General features: G+C 48.9%; 17 protein-coding genes. 4 read left to right on the forward strand and 13 right to left on the reverse strand.

The annotated features are described in order from the left end of the window. Positions 1 to 15: 15 nt before the first annotated feature. Positions 16 to 684, reverse strand: coding sequence for an alpha-ketoglutarate-dependent dioxygenase AlkB (locus KFF03_RS07270; protein ID WP_255860277.1), 669 nt, complete (start codon positions 682 to 684; stop codon positions 16 to 18). Continuing rightward, on the reverse strand, positions 674 to 1,621 hold the full coding sequence (gene cysK / locus KFF03_RS07275; RefSeq protein WP_255860279.1) for a cysteine synthase A: 948 nt from the start codon (positions 1,619 to 1,621) through the stop codon (positions 674 to 676). The genes KFF03_RS07270 and cysK overlap by 11 nt, the downstream gene beginning before the upstream one ends. Positions 1,622 to 1,746: 125 nt before the next feature. Between cysK and KFF03_RS07280 the strand changes: the two genes are divergently transcribed. After that, positions 1,747 to 3,003, forward strand: a complete 1,257-nt coding sequence (locus tag KFF03_RS07280; protein WP_255860281.1) for a diguanylate cyclase — start codon at positions 1,747 to 1,749, stop codon at positions 3,001 to 3,003. 37 nt (positions 3,004 to 3,040) lie between these two features. On the opposite strand, the gene KFF03_RS07285 is transcribed toward KFF03_RS07280, so the two are convergent. From KFF03_RS07285 to KFF03_RS07305, 5 genes are read right to left on the reverse strand one after another with little or no spacing between them, the layout of a single operon-like run. Continuing rightward, entirely contained in the window at positions 3,041 to 3,916 is an 876-nt protein-coding gene (locus KFF03_RS07285) for an acyltransferase (RefSeq protein WP_255860283.1), read from the reverse strand. Between the two features lie 25 nt (positions 3,917 to 3,941). Next, positions 3,942 to 6,080 carry a phosphate acetyltransferase gene (pta, locus tag KFF03_RS07290; RefSeq protein WP_255860285.1) on the reverse strand — a complete coding sequence of 713 codons (2,139 nt, stop codon included), beginning with the start codon at positions 6,078 to 6,080 and terminating at the stop codon, positions 3,942 to 3,944. After that, positions 6,073 to 7,257, reverse strand: coding sequence for an acetate/propionate family kinase (locus KFF03_RS07295; RefSeq protein ID WP_255860287.1), 1,185 nt, complete (start codon positions 7,255 to 7,257; stop codon positions 6,073 to 6,075). Before KFF03_RS07295 ends, pta begins: the two co-directional genes overlap by 8 nt. A 19-nt stretch (positions 7,258 to 7,276) precedes the next feature. Further along, on the reverse strand, positions 7,277 to 7,669 hold the full coding sequence (locus tag KFF03_RS07300) for a PilZ domain-containing protein (protein WP_255860290.1): 393 nt from the start codon (positions 7,667 to 7,669) through the stop codon (positions 7,277 to 7,279). 4 nt (positions 7,670 to 7,673) lie between these two features. Continuing rightward, a complete protein-coding gene (locus KFF03_RS07305) occupies positions 7,674 to 8,492 on the reverse strand; it encodes a glucosaminidase domain-containing protein (RefSeq protein ID WP_255860292.1) in 819 nt (272 codons plus the stop codon). Between the two features lie 271 nt (positions 8,493 to 8,763). On the opposite strand from KFF03_RS07305, the gene KFF03_RS07310 reads away from it, so the two are divergent. Next, positions 8,764 to 9,699 carry a diguanylate cyclase domain-containing protein gene (locus KFF03_RS07310; RefSeq protein ID WP_255860295.1) on the forward strand — a complete coding sequence of 312 codons (936 nt, stop codon included), beginning with the start codon at positions 8,764 to 8,766 and terminating at the stop codon, positions 9,697 to 9,699. Between the two features lie 103 nt (positions 9,700 to 9,802). Here KFF03_RS07310 and KFF03_RS07315 read toward each other — a convergent pair whose 3' ends face one another. Together KFF03_RS07315 and KFF03_RS07320 are read right to left on the reverse strand one after the other, a co-directional pair. Beyond that, positions 9,803 to 10,135 carry a hypothetical protein gene (locus KFF03_RS07315; RefSeq protein WP_255860296.1) on the reverse strand — a complete coding sequence of 111 codons (333 nt, stop codon included), beginning with the start codon at positions 10,133 to 10,135 and terminating at the stop codon, positions 9,803 to 9,805. A gap of 72 nt (positions 10,136 to 10,207) precedes the next feature. Then, positions 10,208 to 10,975 (reverse strand): GNAT family N-acetyltransferase, encoded by a 768-nt coding sequence (locus KFF03_RS07320; RefSeq protein WP_255860297.1) that lies wholly within the window; start codon positions 10,973 to 10,975, stop codon positions 10,208 to 10,210. A gap of 151 nt (positions 10,976 to 11,126) precedes the next feature. Between KFF03_RS07320 and KFF03_RS07325 the strand changes: the two genes are divergently transcribed. Beyond that, on the forward strand, positions 11,127 to 11,726 hold the full coding sequence (locus KFF03_RS07325; RefSeq protein WP_255860299.1) for a hypothetical protein: 600 nt from the start codon (positions 11,127 to 11,129) through the stop codon (positions 11,724 to 11,726). 12 nt (positions 11,727 to 11,738) lie between these two features. Here KFF03_RS07325 and KFF03_RS07330 read toward each other — a convergent pair whose 3' ends face one another. After that, the gene (locus KFF03_RS07330) at positions 11,739 to 12,305 is read right to left on the reverse strand and encodes a TlpA disulfide reductase family protein (RefSeq protein WP_255860301.1); all 567 of its coding nucleotides are present in this window, start codon (positions 12,303 to 12,305) and stop codon (positions 11,739 to 11,741) included. Beyond that, positions 12,256 to 13,653 (reverse strand): oxygen-independent coproporphyrinogen III oxidase, encoded by a 1,398-nt coding sequence (gene hemN, locus KFF03_RS07335; RefSeq protein ID WP_255860302.1) that lies wholly within the window; start codon positions 13,651 to 13,653, stop codon positions 12,256 to 12,258. The genes KFF03_RS07330 and hemN overlap by 50 nt, the downstream gene beginning before the upstream one ends. Positions 13,654 to 14,072: 419 nt before the next feature. Between hemN and KFF03_RS07340 the strand changes: the two genes are divergently transcribed. Then, positions 14,073 to 14,756 (forward strand): TetR/AcrR family transcriptional regulator, encoded by a 684-nt coding sequence (locus KFF03_RS07340; RefSeq protein ID WP_255860303.1) that lies wholly within the window; start codon positions 14,073 to 14,075, stop codon positions 14,754 to 14,756. Between the two features lie 41 nt (positions 14,757 to 14,797). Here KFF03_RS07340 and KFF03_RS07345 read toward each other — a convergent pair whose 3' ends face one another. Next, entirely contained in the window at positions 14,798 to 15,097 is a 300-nt protein-coding gene (locus tag KFF03_RS07345; protein WP_255860304.1) for an EscU/YscU/HrcU family type III secretion system export apparatus switch protein, read from the reverse strand. 47 nt (positions 15,098 to 15,144) lie between these two features. Continuing rightward, positions 15,145 to 16,944 carry a flagellar hook-length control protein FliK gene (locus KFF03_RS07350; RefSeq protein WP_255860305.1) on the reverse strand — a complete coding sequence of 600 codons (1,800 nt, stop codon included), beginning with the start codon at positions 16,942 to 16,944 and terminating at the stop codon, positions 15,145 to 15,147. Positions 16,945 to 17,084: the final 140 nt, after the last annotated feature.

Genomic DNA, 17,084 nt, shown 5'->3' on the forward strand with positions numbered 1-17,084 from the left:
ACCGTTTGCCATCCTTTAACTTACAATCTGGCGAAAGGTCAGGTTGATTCTTGGACTATGGATGTTTCGGCGCTTTGGCAACGCATGTTGCCAGCGGTTTTGCATACCGGCCTTCATGATGAGTAAGCTGCCAGAAGATAGAGCAATGCTGAGATGTTGTCGGGTTTCTCCGACGCGTCGTAATGAAAAATCACGCGTCGCGCCCAGGCTTAATGACGCAATCACTGGTTCTGCTCCAAGTTCCGGTTCGTTATCACTATGCCAGCCCATCGAATCTTGGCCATCGCGGTAGAGGTTGGCCAACAATGAATTAAACGGATGCTGCAGGCATTTACTGATCAGAGCGTTAAGTGCCGATGTGGTTGGTGTCCACGGATCGGGACGAAAGGTTTTACCGCTATAACGATAAATGGCTTCTGGGCTGCCAATCCAGCTTTGCAGGCGTGGACAAGAGTGTTGTTTGCCATAAATTGTCAGTGTTTCTTGTTGCCAGAGAATCTCTTGCTGTAGCTGCTGAAATAACTGAAGCGCGACCGAAGGGGCGAAGGCCTGGGGATAGAGCAACAGGTCGCCATCAAGCAATATCTGTGGCTGCGTCAGGTCCAGCGAAGAATCTTGATCCAGCAGCGCCACAAGAGAATCTTCCTGTGGCACCGGTTGTTCAAATAATGAACTAGTTTTCAAAACGGCCTGCAAACAGTGGTGAAGTCAGATAGCGCTCGCCTGAATCCGGCAGAATGACCACGATGGTTTTGTCCTGGAAAGCATCTTCTTCGGCCAGGCGCAGTGCTGCCTGCATGGCTGCACCGCAGGAAATGCCGGCGAGAATGCCTTCTTCTGCCATCAAACGGTGTGCCATTTCCATCGCTTCATCATTGCCGACGGTTTCAACCCGATCAAGAACATCTAAGTCCAGATTTTTGGGAATGAAGTTCGCACCAATGCCCTGAATTTTATGCGGGGCTGGGGTAATGTCTTCGCCGTTACGTACCTGAGTAATAATGGCTGAGTCTGCCGGTTCAACGGCAACAGAGGTAATGGCTTTATGCTGTTTGATGTAGCGTGAAATGCCTGAAATAGTCCCCCCGGTACCCACACCGGCAACTACAACATCAACACTTCCATCGGTATCCTGCCAGATTTCAGGGCCTGTTGTTTTTTCGTGAATTTCCGGGTTGGCAGGGTTTTCAAACTGTTGCAGCATGATGCGTTGTTCGGGAGATTCCGCCAGTAACTCTTCCGCCTTTTCAACGGCGCCACGCATGCCTTTAGCGCCTTCGGTGAGCACCAGGTTAGCCCCCAGCGCCTGCATTACCTTACGGCGTTCCAGGCTCATGGTTTCTGGCATGGTCAGGGTTACTTTATAGCCGCGTGCTGCGCCAACAAAGGCTAAGGCGATACCGGTATTACCACTGGTCGGCTCAATGATCTCCATACCGGCTTTGAGTTTGCCATCTTGCTCCGCCTGCCAGATCATGTTGGCTCCAATACGACACTTTACAGAGTGAGCCGGGTTACGGTTTTCAAGTTTGGCGTAAACATTAGGGTGCTGAGTCAGTTTGCTGATGCGTACTAAGGGAGTATTGCCAATTGATTGTGTAATGTCCTCGTAAACCTTCATAATTTCCTCAAAATGTGAATGCCATCATCAGTGGCGGTGTTTTTACAATAGGCTGCTAGACTTAGATTAAATCATCCGCTGTTATCATAAAACCACTAAAGCGGAGAGTGATTAAGGGAGAGTGTGTGCTGAAAGCCAGTGACCAGTCAGAAAGTGATAGGCAAGCCAGCCTGAAGTTGGTTGAAGTTCAAATCAATCGATTAGAACAAATGCTGGATACCAGCGCCGGAACCCTTCGTTTTGATAACGATATCGAGTCAAAGTATCTTGTTCATCGCAATCTGCATTTTCTACGCATCGATTTGAAAATTATTTTTGCCGGGCTACTGACGTATTTAATGTTTGGCTTGGCGGATATTTTTGTTGGATTTGAGCAAACTGAAAATCTGTTTCTCGTCCGCGCTATGCTCACTGGATTGATGTTAGGGGCGCTGTTTGCTTTGTATAACACGCGTTACCGGGTTTATCTGATTCCTGTGACGGCCGCTGGCATTGCTGTGATCGGCATGTCGGTGATCTATTACATCTCACTATTAGAAGGCTTGCCTCGTTATACTTATCACCTGGGGCTGGTACCGGTTCAGGTGTTTGCCATGGTGACGCTGCGCTTAAGTTACCGCAGTTTTCTGATGACTTCGCTGGCGATGTTGCTGATTTACCTGTCGGTATACAGCCAGTTGGGCTCTTTGGTCGATGACTCAGAAATGAGCCGGACTATATTGGCACTGCAGCCGTTTTTTGTGGTGTTCTGGGTTGTCATGATTGTGATGGGGGGGTACTTGTCCTACATGATGGAAGCCTCTTTCCGCCGGGATTATCTGAAAAACTGCTTGTTAGCACATGAAGCCGAACGACTTCAGTTATTGACTCAGCGTCTGCAGTATTTATCAACCACGGATGGCTTAACCCAGGTTGCTAATCGTCGTCACTTTGAACAGGAGTTTGAGCGTGAGTGGCGGCGTTGTCAGCGCTCATCAGAGCCGCTGTCTTTGATCATGTTAGATGTTGATGAGTTTAAGCAATATAACGATAGCAATGGCCACTTGATGGGGGATGAGTGTCTGAAGCAGATTGCCAGTGTCATGTTGCAGCAATGTCGACGATCGTCTGACCTGTGTGCTCGTTATGGTGGCGAAGAGTTTATCGTGTTATTGCCGAATATGACTCCGGATGATGCCGCAAGTCTGGCAGAGGTCATTCGTGTAACAATTCAGCATTTAAATATTACTCACAACCACAGCGATTTAGGGATAGTAACGGTCAGTGCCGGAGTTGCTGGTGGTGTGCCAAGGTTGGGGCAATCACCTGAAGATTTCATTCGGCGAGCGGATGAGTTGTTATATCAGGCCAAAGGTAGCGGTCGTAACCGGGTAAGGTTATAAGCCTTCCCGGCCATGTCTTACGTTTAACTGTGATAGGTCACTTCAGGGATTGCAGTGTCTGATCTTTTTCCTGCCAAAGGTCCTGAACCCAATCCTGGAAGGTTGCACGGAACTCTGGGTCATTTTCATAATCGCCGCCACGAACCGCTTCAGGAATGGCTTTTTCTTCCACCACGACAGTACACCGCTTCATTTTACCCTGTAAGAAATCCCAGAACGTAGGGATGCCATCGGGGTAATCAATTGTGACATCAATAATCGATTTAAATTGATCTCCCATTGCACTCATGGCAAAAGCCATTCCGCCACTCTTTGGCTTCAACAGATGTTGATATGGAGACTGTTGCTTATCGTGTTTGCTTTGAGTGAAACGTGTGCCTTCCAGATAATTCACTACGGACGTTGGAATCTCTTTGAATTTTTCACAGGCTTGGCGTGTGGTTTCCAGATCTTTACCGCGCATTTCCGGATGCTTTTCCAGATACGCTTTGCTGTAGCGTTTCATAAACGGGAAATCCAGTGCCCACCAGGCGGCGCCCATAATAGGTACCTTGATTAATTCCTGTTTCAGAAAAAACTTCAGAAAGGGTGCACGGCCTTTCAGTGTGTGTTGTAACAACAGGATATCGACCCAGGACTGGTGATTGCTGACAACAAAGTACCAGCCATTGCGGTCCAGGTTATCTGGCAGACGGATATCCCAGTCCATTTTTTGTGTCAGCCAGATCCAACCGCTGTTGCAGTAGACCCAGCTTTCAGCAATCACAATCATCAGCTTGCCGATCACCTTTCGGGCGCTATTCCAGGGTAAAATTTTCCTTAGCAAAGTAAATAGCATCAGGAAAGTAACCCAGAACAGAATATTGGTCAGCAATAATAAGCTGGCAATGATACCGGTGATAATTGCAGGCATAGCGTGCGTCGTCCTTTTGGTGCCGTTATTGTTGTTGTGTTTGTTTTCTTTGTTGAGCCTGAATCGCGGTGAGTGCGATGGTATAAACAATATCTTCAACCAAAGCACCGCGGGATAAATCGTTTACAGGTTTTGCCAGACCCTGCAGCATCGGGCCAATGCTAATCACGTTGGCACTGCGCTGAACTGCTTTATAGGTGGTATTACCCGTATTCAGGTCGGGGAAGATTAACACAGTCGCCTGACCAGCTACAGCACTGTCCGGGGCCTTGGAGCGCGCAACACTCATGGTGGTCGCAGCGTCATATTGCAGTGGGCCGTCAACGACCAGATCCGGGCGTAACCCCTGCACCTGACTGGTGGCTGTCCGGACTTTTTCCACATCCGCACCACTGCCGGATTTACCGGTGCTGTAACTCACCATGGCTACTCTGGCTGGGATCCCCATCGCGGCGGCTGAACCGGCGCTCTGAATGGCAATATCCGCCAGCTCTTCGGCATTCGGGTCTGGGTTCACCGCGCAATCACCGTACACCAATACCTGGTCGGGTAATCCCATGAAAAATACCGAGGAGACTAGCTTGGCTCCCGGCGCCGTTTTAATCAGCTGTAGGGCTGGACGAATGGTGTTGGCCGTCGTGTGTACAGCACCAGAAACAAGGCCGTCGACATCATCTTCTGCCAGCATCATGGTACCGAGAACAACATTGTCTTCCAGTTGCGCCATCGCCATTGGGTCGGTCAGTTGTTTGTGTTTACGTAGCTCGACCATCGGTGGCACGTAATGCTCACGAATATCCACCGGATCAATGATTTGCAGATCAGCAGGTAGCTCAATTTCATTGGCATGCGCAACCTGCAGGATTTTACTTTTATCGCCCAGTAATACGCAGTCGGCGATACCTCTTTGCTGGCAAATGGCCGCGGCCTGAACGGTTCTGGGCTCATCGCCTTCAGGCAATACAATACGTTGTTTGTCGCTGCAGGCTTTGGCAACAATCTGATAACGGAAAGCAGCTGGAGATAAACGAGTCGGGTGGGGTGCCCCAAGACGCTCCATTAACAACTCGGAGTTCAGATGTTCGGTCACCGACTCCATGATGCGCTGTACCCGATCAACATCGTCCATTGGCACATGATGATCCATGTGAGAGAGCTTCTCTGCGGTGGCGAAGGTATCCAGTTCGGTTCTCATGACCGGAATACCGGTTGCCAGAGCGCTCTGACATAAGTCAATGACGCCCGGGTTGGGTCTCAGCCCACCGGTCAATAATACCCCGGCAAGTGGTGTTCCGTTGTTGGCAGCCATGGCCGCTGCTAATACGATATCGTCGCGATCACCCGGAGTCACAATCAGGGTTCCCGGACGCAGAGTATCAACCATATTGGGTAATGTGCGTGCGCATAAGGTAATCCGGAGTACGCGTCGGCTATCCATTTCACCTTCATTAATGATTTCGGCATTAAATAAACGCCGGATATCCAGAGCTCTTGGGCTGATCAGTTCCGGTTGCCATGGAATCACGCCCACCACCGGGCATTGCTTGATGCCTAATTGCCAGCAATCTTCTTCGCTGGCATAAGGGGATGGTTGATCCTGATCATCCGATGTTTTTTGATCTGCCTGCAGAAATGGCTGTTGCGCTGAGGTGCTTCCCACTTTGTTGATGATGGCACCCAGCAGGTTGGCCTTACTGCCGCCATAAATGCCACGCTGTAATTTCAGGTCAGAACGAATCTGGCTGCTGCTACGGTCTCGGCCATTGGCAACCAGCAGAACATCAGCATTCAGGGCTTTGGCAATTTCAGCATTCAATTTCGCGGTATAGGGCTCCGAACGATCCGGTGCCAGACCTTCAATCAACACAACGTCACATTCTTTGGCCACTTCGTCATGTAACGCCACAGCATCTTCCAGAACACGATCCAACATGCCATCGCTGATACGTTGTTGAACCTGATGGAGCTGCATTGGGTTTGGAGTTTGCAGTTGCAGTACGGTTCGTACCAAGTGGGTTGAACGTTCCTGTTGGCCATAATTGGGCGCAACCGGTTTCACAAAACCGACTTTTAAGCCTTGGGCATCCAGAGCACGAATCAGTCCTAAGCTGATGGTTGTCAGGCCACTTTCCAGGCCGGTTGGAGCAATAACTATATTAATCATGAGCCACCTGCTGGTAGGTATCCTGTGCAATCATTCGTTCTTCATCGGTGGCAACCACCATAATCAAAGGCGAGTCGGGTGTGCTGATTCGACCGTTGCTATCGCCGTGTACTTCGTTGAGGCTCGGGTCGATCTGGCCTTTCAGACTTTGCCAGCTGCTGATAATGCGTTGGCGAACGTCACTGGCGTGCTCGCCAATACCGCCGGTGAAAACAATGGCATCAACATGTGAAAGTGAGGTGGTCAGTGCAGCCATCTGACGCGCTACCCGGAAGCAGAACACATCAATGGCACGTTTTGCCCCGCAGTGACCTTCGGCTTCGGCCTGCAGTAGTGAGCGCATATCATTGCTCAGTTGCGACAAACCTTTCAGGCCACTGTTGCGAATTAAATCGTTGCTAACCTGTTCCAGAGTTTTGCCTTTGTGATTCACCATGTAGTCAATTAGTGATGGGTCAATATCACCGCTGCGGGACCCCATGACCATGCCTTCCAGTGGTGTTAATCCCATGGTGGTATCAACCGATTTACCTTGCTCAATCGCGCAGGCACTACAGCCGTTACCTAAATGCGCAATTAACAGATTCAGGCCGTCGGCTGGTTTGTTTAAGCGTCTCGCCGTTTCCTGTGCAACATAGCGGTAACTGGTGCCATGGAAACCATATCGTCGAACTCCGGCATCTTCATACCAGTCATAGGGGACGGCATACAAATACGTTGATTCGGGAATCGTCTGGTGGAATGCCGTATCAAAAACAGCAACGTTGGCAATGCCTGGCTGTAGTTGTTGGCAAAGCTCAATCCCTAATAAATTGACCGGGTTGTGCAGCGGTGCCAGATCTGAAATGTGTTTCAATTCAGCAATATTTTTGTCATCCAGCAGAATGCTCTGGCTGAATGCTTCACCGCCATGAACGACACGATGGCCAATACCGGCCAGATTGGTCAGTGATGTCTGGCAATGATTCATAAAAGCCGAGAGTGCTTGCTGGTGAGCGGAGCCAGCAGGCAGGTTAATGGTTTCCTGGTACTGGCCTTTCAATGTTAATGAGGGAGTGGATTCACCGAGGCGTTCTGCTAACCCTTTGATGGTTGGGGTAGAAGCCTGTTCCGAGGGATAAAGTGCAAATTTAATCGAAGAGCTGCCGCAATTAATTACTAATACAGATTGGCTCACATCCGTTCCTTATTGTGGATTATCCGGGGATGCGTTGCTCCCCTTGAGTCTGTTGCTGAAGCGTAGAGGCCAGACGTTGCAGAACCGTGTCAGCACCACGGCAAGCAGCTTCTGGCATTTGCTCCATTGTAAAACGTAATGCATAAATATAGTGGTCGTGATTCTTTTCTGTGCGGAGAATCTCAGCAGGGACCGCTTGTAAGCTGTGATCGTCACTGGTCAATGACACGATCAGCCGTTTCCCAGGCTTCATTTTCAATGGGGTGATAATCGACACCCCACCGGTAGAAAAGTCGCGGGCAATAGCTTCGTGGCGTTTACCTGCACGTCCGAATACATTAATGACACGTAAATCAATTTTCAATGGTGCGGCATCATAACGCTGCCGGAAACGACGTTCACTGTCTGACATGGATTTAATCCTGCTTTCCCTGATGTTCTTGCGCCGCATCAAGCTTTTGGTTGTTATCAAAGCGCGCCAAGTCATTATGGCGAATCATAGCGCGTATTTCTTTGACGTATTCTTCACCACGCTCTGAATATTTCAGCAAGCCTGCGGCCAGCTTGTCACCGGTACTATAACTTTGTTGTTGTAGTTGCTCTGTACGCAAGTGGCGTAAAGGTTCATAGCTCGGGTGGCTGTTGAGGTTGCGGATATAGCTGGCAACCGATTGTGCGGGTGAACTGAATTTGGCGACTTCATGGCTGGCACCGGCATTACGGGAAGAAGGGACAATGCCACACCCCTGACTGAAGCACCATTGGCCAAATAAGTTATTACCCAGTCGGGCAAAGCGGGAAGTTCCCCAGGCGGATTCATTGGCGGCCTGGGCCATCACCAGTGACGGTGGAATGGTCTGAACTTTGTCTGATAATTCTGCGAGCTGCTGATTTTTATCACTGCTGCTGACGCGGTATTTCTTTAATAAACGGTTCAGCTCTTCAGGATTAACCTCGGCACCATTTTGCCAGTTCTGGATTTGTTGCCTCTCCAGTAATACACGATTATTGGCCTGGGCAATCAGGGGTTGAAGGAAAGAAAAGAACGCATGCTTCTTGGCTTTTACATCGGTGTAACTAGCAAAGTCCGGTAGGTCCGGGTTCACCCAGGGTGTTTCGCTGACTTCAGTCGTGCTGGTTTGTGTGGTCAGATTGGAGCTGGCCAGATACCAGCCCGTTGAAAAAGCAATTACCCCGGAAAGAGTCAGGGCGCTGATTAAAGTTGAGTTGCGCATAGTGTCCATTCAGCTGTTTTGTGAAGCAGGTCATAGATTTTAAGGTTGAGGAGTATACCGGAAACACGGCATCACCCAAGAGAGGCTCTGCTTCAGAAAGCAAAAAATCGCAAAATCACGCCGGATAAATAACGCTGAAATGGCGGTTGATCGTCATTGAAATGGCTTTTTCAGAAAAACCAGTATTTAAGTGTGTATTTTTATTAATAAAGCGGAAGTTTCGTGTATTCTGGCCGATAGTTTCAGGACACTGTTAATAAGAATCCAGAACATGACTCAACCTCTAATCATTATTGCGGATCAGACGTTAGCCATTCAGGCCGAATTGGCCGATTTGCTGGCAGCTGACGCCACTGTTGTCAGTGCTGTTCAGGAAGAACAACTGCAGTACTGGTTAGGCAGTCCAACGTTAAAACCCGATTTGTTATTGTTGGATCGCAATTTTATTCGCGAAGACTTATCTGAATTTTGTTTACGTTGGCGCTCGAACCCATTGCTGCGTGATTGTGATGTGCTGGTGATGGGGCCGGATAGCGCGAATGATGAAGCTCAGGCCTTATTGGCAGGGGCGGTGGATTATCTGCGAAAACCTTTGCACCCGGTGCTGGCTCTGGCTCGTCTTAAATCCCAACTGCAGCGGCGTCAGGAAGTGGCTCGCCTGGAGGCGTTAAGCGCTACCGACGGTTTGACCGGCGTGGCGAATCGCCGTTACCTGGATCAGTTCTTGTTGGCCGAATGGCGTCGTGCGCAACGTGAAAGTAATAGTATTGGCCTGATTATGGTCGATATCGATCATTTTAAAATGTACAACGATTTTTATGGTCATGTGGCGGGTGATGTGTGTTTGCAGGAGGTTGCTCAGGCGTTGCAATCTTGTGTTCAGCGGCCCTGTGATCTGGTGGCTCGTTATGGAGGAGAAGAGTTTGCTGTCATCCTGCCTTCGATTCAGATTGAAGGGGTTGAAGTGGTTGCAAGACGGATGCAGCAAGCCGTCTCAGATTTAAAACTGCCTCATGATGCATCCGCTACCAGCGATATCGTAACCCTCAGTATGGGTATGGCCTGGTGTGAACCCACGGCTGGAGAAGATTGTCGCCTGTTGATGACAGCAGCCGATGAAGCGTTATATACCGCTAAGTCAGAAGGTCGTAATCGCATGAGTGAGGCCGTTGATCTGGCATCAATCCGGATGCTGCTGACCAATTAAGTAGGTTATCTGTTATTGCGACTGGATAAACAAAAACCTCTGCGATGTCATGTCTCAGAGGTTTTTTTATGGGCGAATGAACCCAGCTTTTGAGCGTGCTTTTTTATTGCGAACTCAGATTAGAATTCAGCTGGTTGATCAATTTGTGCAATCGTGTGGCTGTCGACAGGCGACGCACATTGTCACTGATGGCTTGTTGAAACTTGCTCAACGCCTGATGCAGCAACTCTTTGCTGGTGGTGATCACCTCATATTCGTAATGATGATCCTGAATGCTGACCTTAGCCAGTTCCATATATTCACCATTAAGGATTTGCAGCAAATTAAAGATAACGTCTTTATCGTGACAGCTATTGGCTTCCCAGTAGCCGTCTTCCAGAGCTTTCAATAAATCCCAGATCAGTTCGCTGGCCTGACTGATGGTAATGTGACTCATAACCTCTCCGTAATACAATCGGTCTACATAAAGGTTAGCAGAGAGTCACACGTTTTGTGGTTGGGCGATTGCTTAACCTTCGGTTTTCACAAAGTGGCGCAGGTAACGCTGATTCATATCATCTTTACCGAGCAGGATCAGGGCATCACACACGTTGAAATCTTTATCCAGGAATGGCTCACCGCAGACTTTTACACCAATACGCAGATAGGCTTTGAGTAGCGGTGGCACCAGGCTTTTCCCATCTAATTCAACTTCGGTACGTGGCATATGAACCCGTGGTTCGGCTCGCATATCTTCTGAAGTGAAGTGTTTCTCGCGTAAGTAATCAATGATGGCAATAGCGCGGGAGTAGCCCTCCGACAACGAGATGCTGGCGCAGCCCATTAAATAATCAATCTGATTGGCCGACATAAACTGGGCGATGCCACCCCATAACAAACCAATCACTGCACCACTGCGGTAATCCGGGTCGACACAGGTGCGGCCAATTTCCATATAGCGTTTGCCGGGCTTGATGATGTTGCTGAGGTCAAATTCAGTGGAGGAATAAAAGCCGCCAGTCTGTTCTGCCAGTTCGTTAGTTAAAATACGGCTGTAGCCAACAATACGATCACCATGAACGTCTTTTACGATCAGGTGTAAACACAGGTCATCAAATTCATCTTTATCGATGCCCTGGTCGGCAGTGGGCAGGCTGGCTCCCATGCCTTCGGCAAACACCCGGTAGCGTAACTCAAGCGCCTGTTGGATTTCTGCCGGGTCGGTGGTGAGTCGTGCGACCAGCGGGGATTCATTCGTTTGAGCCGGTTGTGTCTGGCTTGCTGTGGCTTGTTGCATAATGAAGCTCATTTATTCGTTTTGCGTGACAGTAAAACAGACGTATGACAGCGGGGTTACAGAGGAGCGGCTGATCTGCTCATTAAAATATCTGACTCAGAACCCTGCCAGTATGTCCGTTGCGCGCTATCCTAAAAGAGAGGAGGGCAAGATGAAACTACTGTGTATTACATTTTTATTACTGTCTGGGGGATTCGCCTCGGCTCAGCCTTTTCTGGGAGAAAACCAGGCGATCAAACTGATTGATGAAGCGTTGAAACGTAAAGACCTGAAATGGCTGCCATTTCCAATGCCCTATGATGTTGAACGTTCTTCTCAGGGCAAAGATGCACGTTTCTTATCGGCGCTGGTCGATCATGGTTTGCTGGTACGAAAAAAAGAAACCAAAATGGTCACGGTTGAAGAGAACGGCGCAACCCGTCGTAAGGTTCAGGTAGGTTGGATTTATGATTACCCGGGAGCAGAGGGGGAGGTCAATACGGATGAAGGGTTTTATTACGGTTATGGTCGCCTGAAAACCGTGATGGAAATTTCCACGCCGTATCAAATTGGTCAGTTCTTTTATGTTGAGGCGTATATTCAATGGTATGTCGACGACCAGCAAGAGTGGATCCATGACGCCGCATTTGATGGTGCCCGTACCCTGCGTCGCAGTCGCGAATCTTACGAAAAGCCGTTTGAAAAGCGGGTTTATCTGCAATACGACGGCGATAGCTGGGCCTATTGGGATGGTAAGCCGGGTATTCTTTAATGCTTAACAGGTTTAAATTTGAGTGCGTAACCACAGCCCGGGTGGCGTGCTCATTCCTCGGTCCTGATGAATCACTTTTCCTTCGCGATCAAGCACGTAATAGCTGGGGTAGCCGGTAATGTTAAATTGGTTGCGAATATCGCTATTGCCCATGAGCACTTCTTGTTTAAAACCCACTTCGTTAACAAAACGACTCACTTCTTCACGTGTTTCATAATCCAGTGCAATGGCGATAACGCGAACACTCTGATTGTCGGGTAGGGTATTCAGTCCGGGCATACTGATACGGCATACACTGCACCAGGGGGCAAAAAAATAAACCAGGGTTTTGTCATGAGCGGCTGGCCACTGCAGTGACGATGAGGTGCCACTGAGTGTTGGCAGTGTCAGGTTTGGGATGTTGGTGCCGTCTTGCAGCAGGTGACGGTTCAGCCATTGGCTAAGGCCAATAAATACCAGCGCAACCACCAGAAGCTCAATCAGGCGGTTGTGCCAGGTTTTTACTTTGGGGTCTGTACGACCATCATTATTAAATGGCTTTTGAGAAGCGCCGTCTTTCCTGATTTTGTGGTTGTTCATGTTGTTTCAGATAGCTGTCGAAGGCCATACAGGCATTCCGGACCAGCAAACGCCCTTTTTCTGTGATGCGGATTTCGACATCATCAACCACCACAAGTTCATCGGCAATCATGGGTTGTAGTTCTGCCAGGCTATCGGCCAGATAATCGCGGCTGTTAATGTGAAAGCTGCGATCCAGCTCGGCAAATTGCACGTTCAGGTGACACAACAACTCAGCGATGATGTAACGGCGGATGCGATCATCGTGGGTCACATGGCGATACTTTAACGTCGGTAACGTGTTGTCGGTTAAGCAGTGTTCGTAGGCGTCTACCGTGACCTGATTCTGCAAATAATAATCACCAATCTGGCTGATGGAAGAAACACCAAAGCCAACCAGATCACAATCGCCATGGGTGGTATAGCCCTGGAAGTTGCGATGTAACTTACCGTTTGCCTGAGCTTTTGCCAGTTCATCATCCGGCTTGGCAAAGTGATCCATACCAACATAATGATAATCAGCGTTGGATAGCTTCTCGATGCAATGTCCAAGAATGGCCAGTTTTTCCTGGGCCGAAGGCAGGTCATCACCGTTAATACGACGTTGTGGCTTAAAGCGCTCTGGCAGGTGGGCATAATTAAATACCGATAAACGATCCGGGCTTAATTCAATAATGGTATCCAGAGTGCGGTCGAAGCTTTCCAACGTCTGATGTGGCAGGCCATAAATCAGATCCATATTGATCGATCCGAAGCCCAACTCACGAGCTTCTGCCATGACGGCGCGAATCATGCTCTCCGGTTGTACCCGGTTGACCGCAATCTGAACCTGTTCTTCCAGGTCCTGCACACCAAAACTGATGCGATTGAAGCCGTGTTGGCGCAACATTTTTAACGTGCCCGGGCGCAATTCGCGCGGATCAATTTCAATCGAATAGTCCGCACTGGCTGCATCACTGAAATCAAAATGTTGCTGTAAAAATTCAATCAGATCCTGCAGCTGTTCATCGGATAAAAACGTCGGTGTACCACCGCCAAAGTGGAGTTGTTCGACCCGACGGCCGTCACCTAATAGCTGCTTTTTGGTCAGAATTTCATTTTTTAACAGCTCCAGATAAGGCTCTGCCTGCTCCCGGCGTTTGGTCACAATTTTGTTGCAGCCGCAGTAGTAGCAAACATGAGCACAAAACGGGATATGGATATACAGGGAAAGTGGCTTTTGTGGATCACGATTAGCAAAAGCTTCACGCTCAAAGCTGTCACCGGTCACTGGCAAAAACTCGACGGCGGTCGGGTAGGAGGTGTAACGCGGGCCGGGGCGGTTGTAACGCTGAATCAACAGCGGATCCCATTGAAGATGTTCACTCATAACGAATTCTGATTCTGCTGCAACTGAGAAGGTAGAGCTCTGACGGCTCATTGTTAACGTTGATGCTAGTTTAGGTAAGTTCACTCAGAGCATCTTGTTTCATATCAAGTTGCCGGCATTGCACTGGATCGAAGTGTTACTTTTGTAAGTTTGTATTGCTGTAAGGTGTCTTTTTGCAATGTTTTACGTTTGTGTTGCTTTCGGTTTATTGGCTCGAAATGCTGTTTTTAAAGGGGGTTTTACATTGGCTCACTGAAAAACCGTTAATTTTTTGATTTCTTGGCCGATAACAGGCTTGATTTTGTCGGAAAACGGTCGTTTGATGGCAAAACGTAAAGAACGTTACAATGCTGAATGATTCAGTATCTGTCTGTGCCTGCATGTGGCCTGTGATCAAGATAAGGATAAAGGTAGGGAAGATGCCAAAAAAACCGTTTACACCAGAAGAGATCATCGCTCAGCGCCAGCGCATTATGGACAGTGCTTCCAGTGTGATGGCAGAGGTCGGTTTTCATCATTTGTCGATGCGTAAGCTGGCTTCTCAGTTAGGTATGACCGCCAGTAATATTTACAACTATTTTCCCAATAAAGAATCCTTGTTTCTCAACACACGTCGACGTGGATTTGAATTAGCATTTCTCGATATTAACGAGCAACTTCGCCGTGGCATTTCGCCGGATAAAGGCGTCTATCAGTTTGCCTCCGATCTGATCCAGTTTGCTCAACGTTTTCCGGGTTATTATCAGTTAATGTTTCAGCCACCCCGGCTGACACTGGAAGAATCCGATGCCGCGGATCAGGAGGTTAAATACCACCTGGAACGTTTAGTGGATGAGTGGCAACAACACGCGTCTACGTTATTGGTGGATGCGTTGCCTGGTTTGGTCGATTGCCCTGAGCCACAACAAAAACAAATGACGCTGTATTTTGTTTCCTCAATTCACGGTCTGATTGATTCCTATCGCTATAAGTCTCTTGCCAATCTGATTGCCGGAGTCGAGCTTATTCCGCAGGATATGATTCGCAGCCATATTAGCTGGTTGCTGATATCACTGGAGAAAGCGTTGGAAGAGTTCCAGCAAGCGACTTCTCAGGCAAATTAATAAAGATTTTATACCCCACTTTGAGAGTGGGGTTTTTCCCTTTATTGTGGTGTTTTCCCTTCCAATTGGTAAACAAACGCCAGAATTTCTGCAATTACCTGATACATACTTTCCGGAATTTCATCACCCAGCTCCAGTTGGCTGAGCCAGCGCATTAACGACGCATTTTCATAGACCGGTACTTCATGCTGCAGTGCAAGGTTGATAATGGCCTGGGCCAGTTCATCTTCGCCTTTGGCGCTGACTTTAGGGGCTGATACTCCGTCATAGCTGAGTGCCAGTGCTTCGCTGGCCTGAAACAGCGATTCCGGAATGCCCGCCGCTTGATCCTTGTTTCTCATATGAGTTTTCTTATTCATCGATAGCAGACCGTGCATGAGCTGGGTAGTTAACTGTGAATGTCCACCAGATTGCCATGAATCTGATTACGCTGACGTTCGGGTAGCTGGCCGTGACGGGCATTTAAAGTTTCCACTTCGACACCAAACTGGCTAAGCTTGCTGCGTAGCGGGGCCAGGTGCTGTTGCAATAGTGCCAGAGTGGACGCTTGTGTTGACCAGAAAGTCGCCGACAACGATGGCAGTCGCATATCCACTTCAACATCCAATGGCCCCAGTTGTGCCAGGTCAAAATGCAGATGAACCCGCCACTGGATTTTTTTCTGCTTACCAGTGGCATCTGCCGTGTCGTCTGTGTCTTTAAATAATTGCGCTCTGACATCGTTCAATTGTTGATCCTGACGCACTAACAACGGAAAAGACAATTGCCATTGGTCGTTACTTTGTTGCAGGCGTTGCAGTTGTTCTGACTCAATATTCGCCAGTGCTCCCTGTAGCAAACGAAAGCCTTCCGGCAGCCGTTCCTGCAACGTGCTGCTCAGCTGAGATGAGAGCTGTGACGACAGTTGTTGTGCCGCTTGTGTTTCACCGCTGCCTGCGCGTTGAGCGTTAATCTGATTGAGCCAGAGTTGCAGGCTCTTACTTAGTACCGCTTTAAGATCACTGGATTGCAGTTGATTCAGCTGCTCCGATAACGCTGATAAAGCGTTGCTGGTGGGGATGTTCAATTGAGTGGCTTCGTTGTTGCCATTCAGGCTGGCAAAGGCTTTTCCTAATGAGTTTTCGAGTTGAGATTTGGTGTTAGCCAGAATCTGACTGATGCTGCGATCGCCATTACTACGGCTTTCATTGCTACCTTTGGCCGTGTCACTTTGGTTGCTGCCGGTTGTAGCGCTTGAACTGGCTGATTGCCACAGATTTTTAAAGAGGTTGGAAGTGGTGGCAGAAGGCGCTTCCGTGTTCACCTGATTGGCACTAGAGTTCACTTGATTAGCGATGCTCGTTAGCAGGCTAACCAGTTTGGCCTCAAGCGTCAGGCCGCTGTTGTGAATTTGCTGTTTCGCTCCGGCCGATTGGGTGGCGGAAGTCAATTGTGTCAGATACTGATTCAGCGTGTGTTTAACCACAGCTGGTGTTCCCGGATTGTTCAGTGCTTTCTGGGCCAGTGCCGCCAGTTGCAGGTTGATAGTCGGATTATTCGTGAGTTGGCTGCCAGTGCCAGAAGCTTGAGGCGCCGCACTGTGAGTTTTTACGCTGTCGTTATAGGTAGTGAGTGCCGAAGTCTGAGTCTGAGGCCTCAGTGTCGCCAGTGGTAATGTTTGCGCCAGCCATTGTCGGATTTCACCGGCAGAGGGTTTGCTGGCTGCAAGCGGGTTTGTGCTGGAGCTTGAAGTATTTGTTTGACTTTGAGCACTTGCTTGCAGCTGCTGGGCCAACAGTTTTAATGCCGCTTCAATATTTGTGGGCTTACCGCCGGGCAGTACAGTGCCGATTTTGGAAGTGTTTTGCAAAGTCGTCTCTGGCGCATTGATCGCCACTACCTGAATCTTCTGAATACTTTCCGGGGCATTATCATCCGCTGCCTGAATCAATAATTGCAGTGTCAGCTGGCTGCCTTTGCTCAGAGACTGCTCACTGCTGAGCTGCAGCTGACGTCCTTCAACGGAGACGGTGACCAGGCTTTGTCCGCTTTTGTCGGGATGTTTCTGTGAAGAGATGACTTCCGCCTGAACAATGTGTGATCGTTGCCCAGCCGTTGATGAACCGGAGCTCAGCTGGGCCGATTTTAGCGTCTTGGCAGAGATTAATGGCAGGCTGCTATTTGCAGATCCGGTAACTGTTTCAGGCATATTTTTGACATCGGCCAAGGTTTACTCATCTTTACCCATGTTAGTTTGTGCGGCTTCGTCCTTAAAGGGTGAATTTGTATATAATGCGCCGGTTTTATCAGCAATAGTCTTGGTATTTCAGGCTGATGAAATCTTGTTTT

This window comes from Bacterioplanoides sp. SCSIO 12839 (assembly GCF_024397975.1).
Classification (GTDB): Bacteria; Pseudomonadota; Gammaproteobacteria; order Pseudomonadales; family Oceanobacteraceae; genus Bacterioplanoides.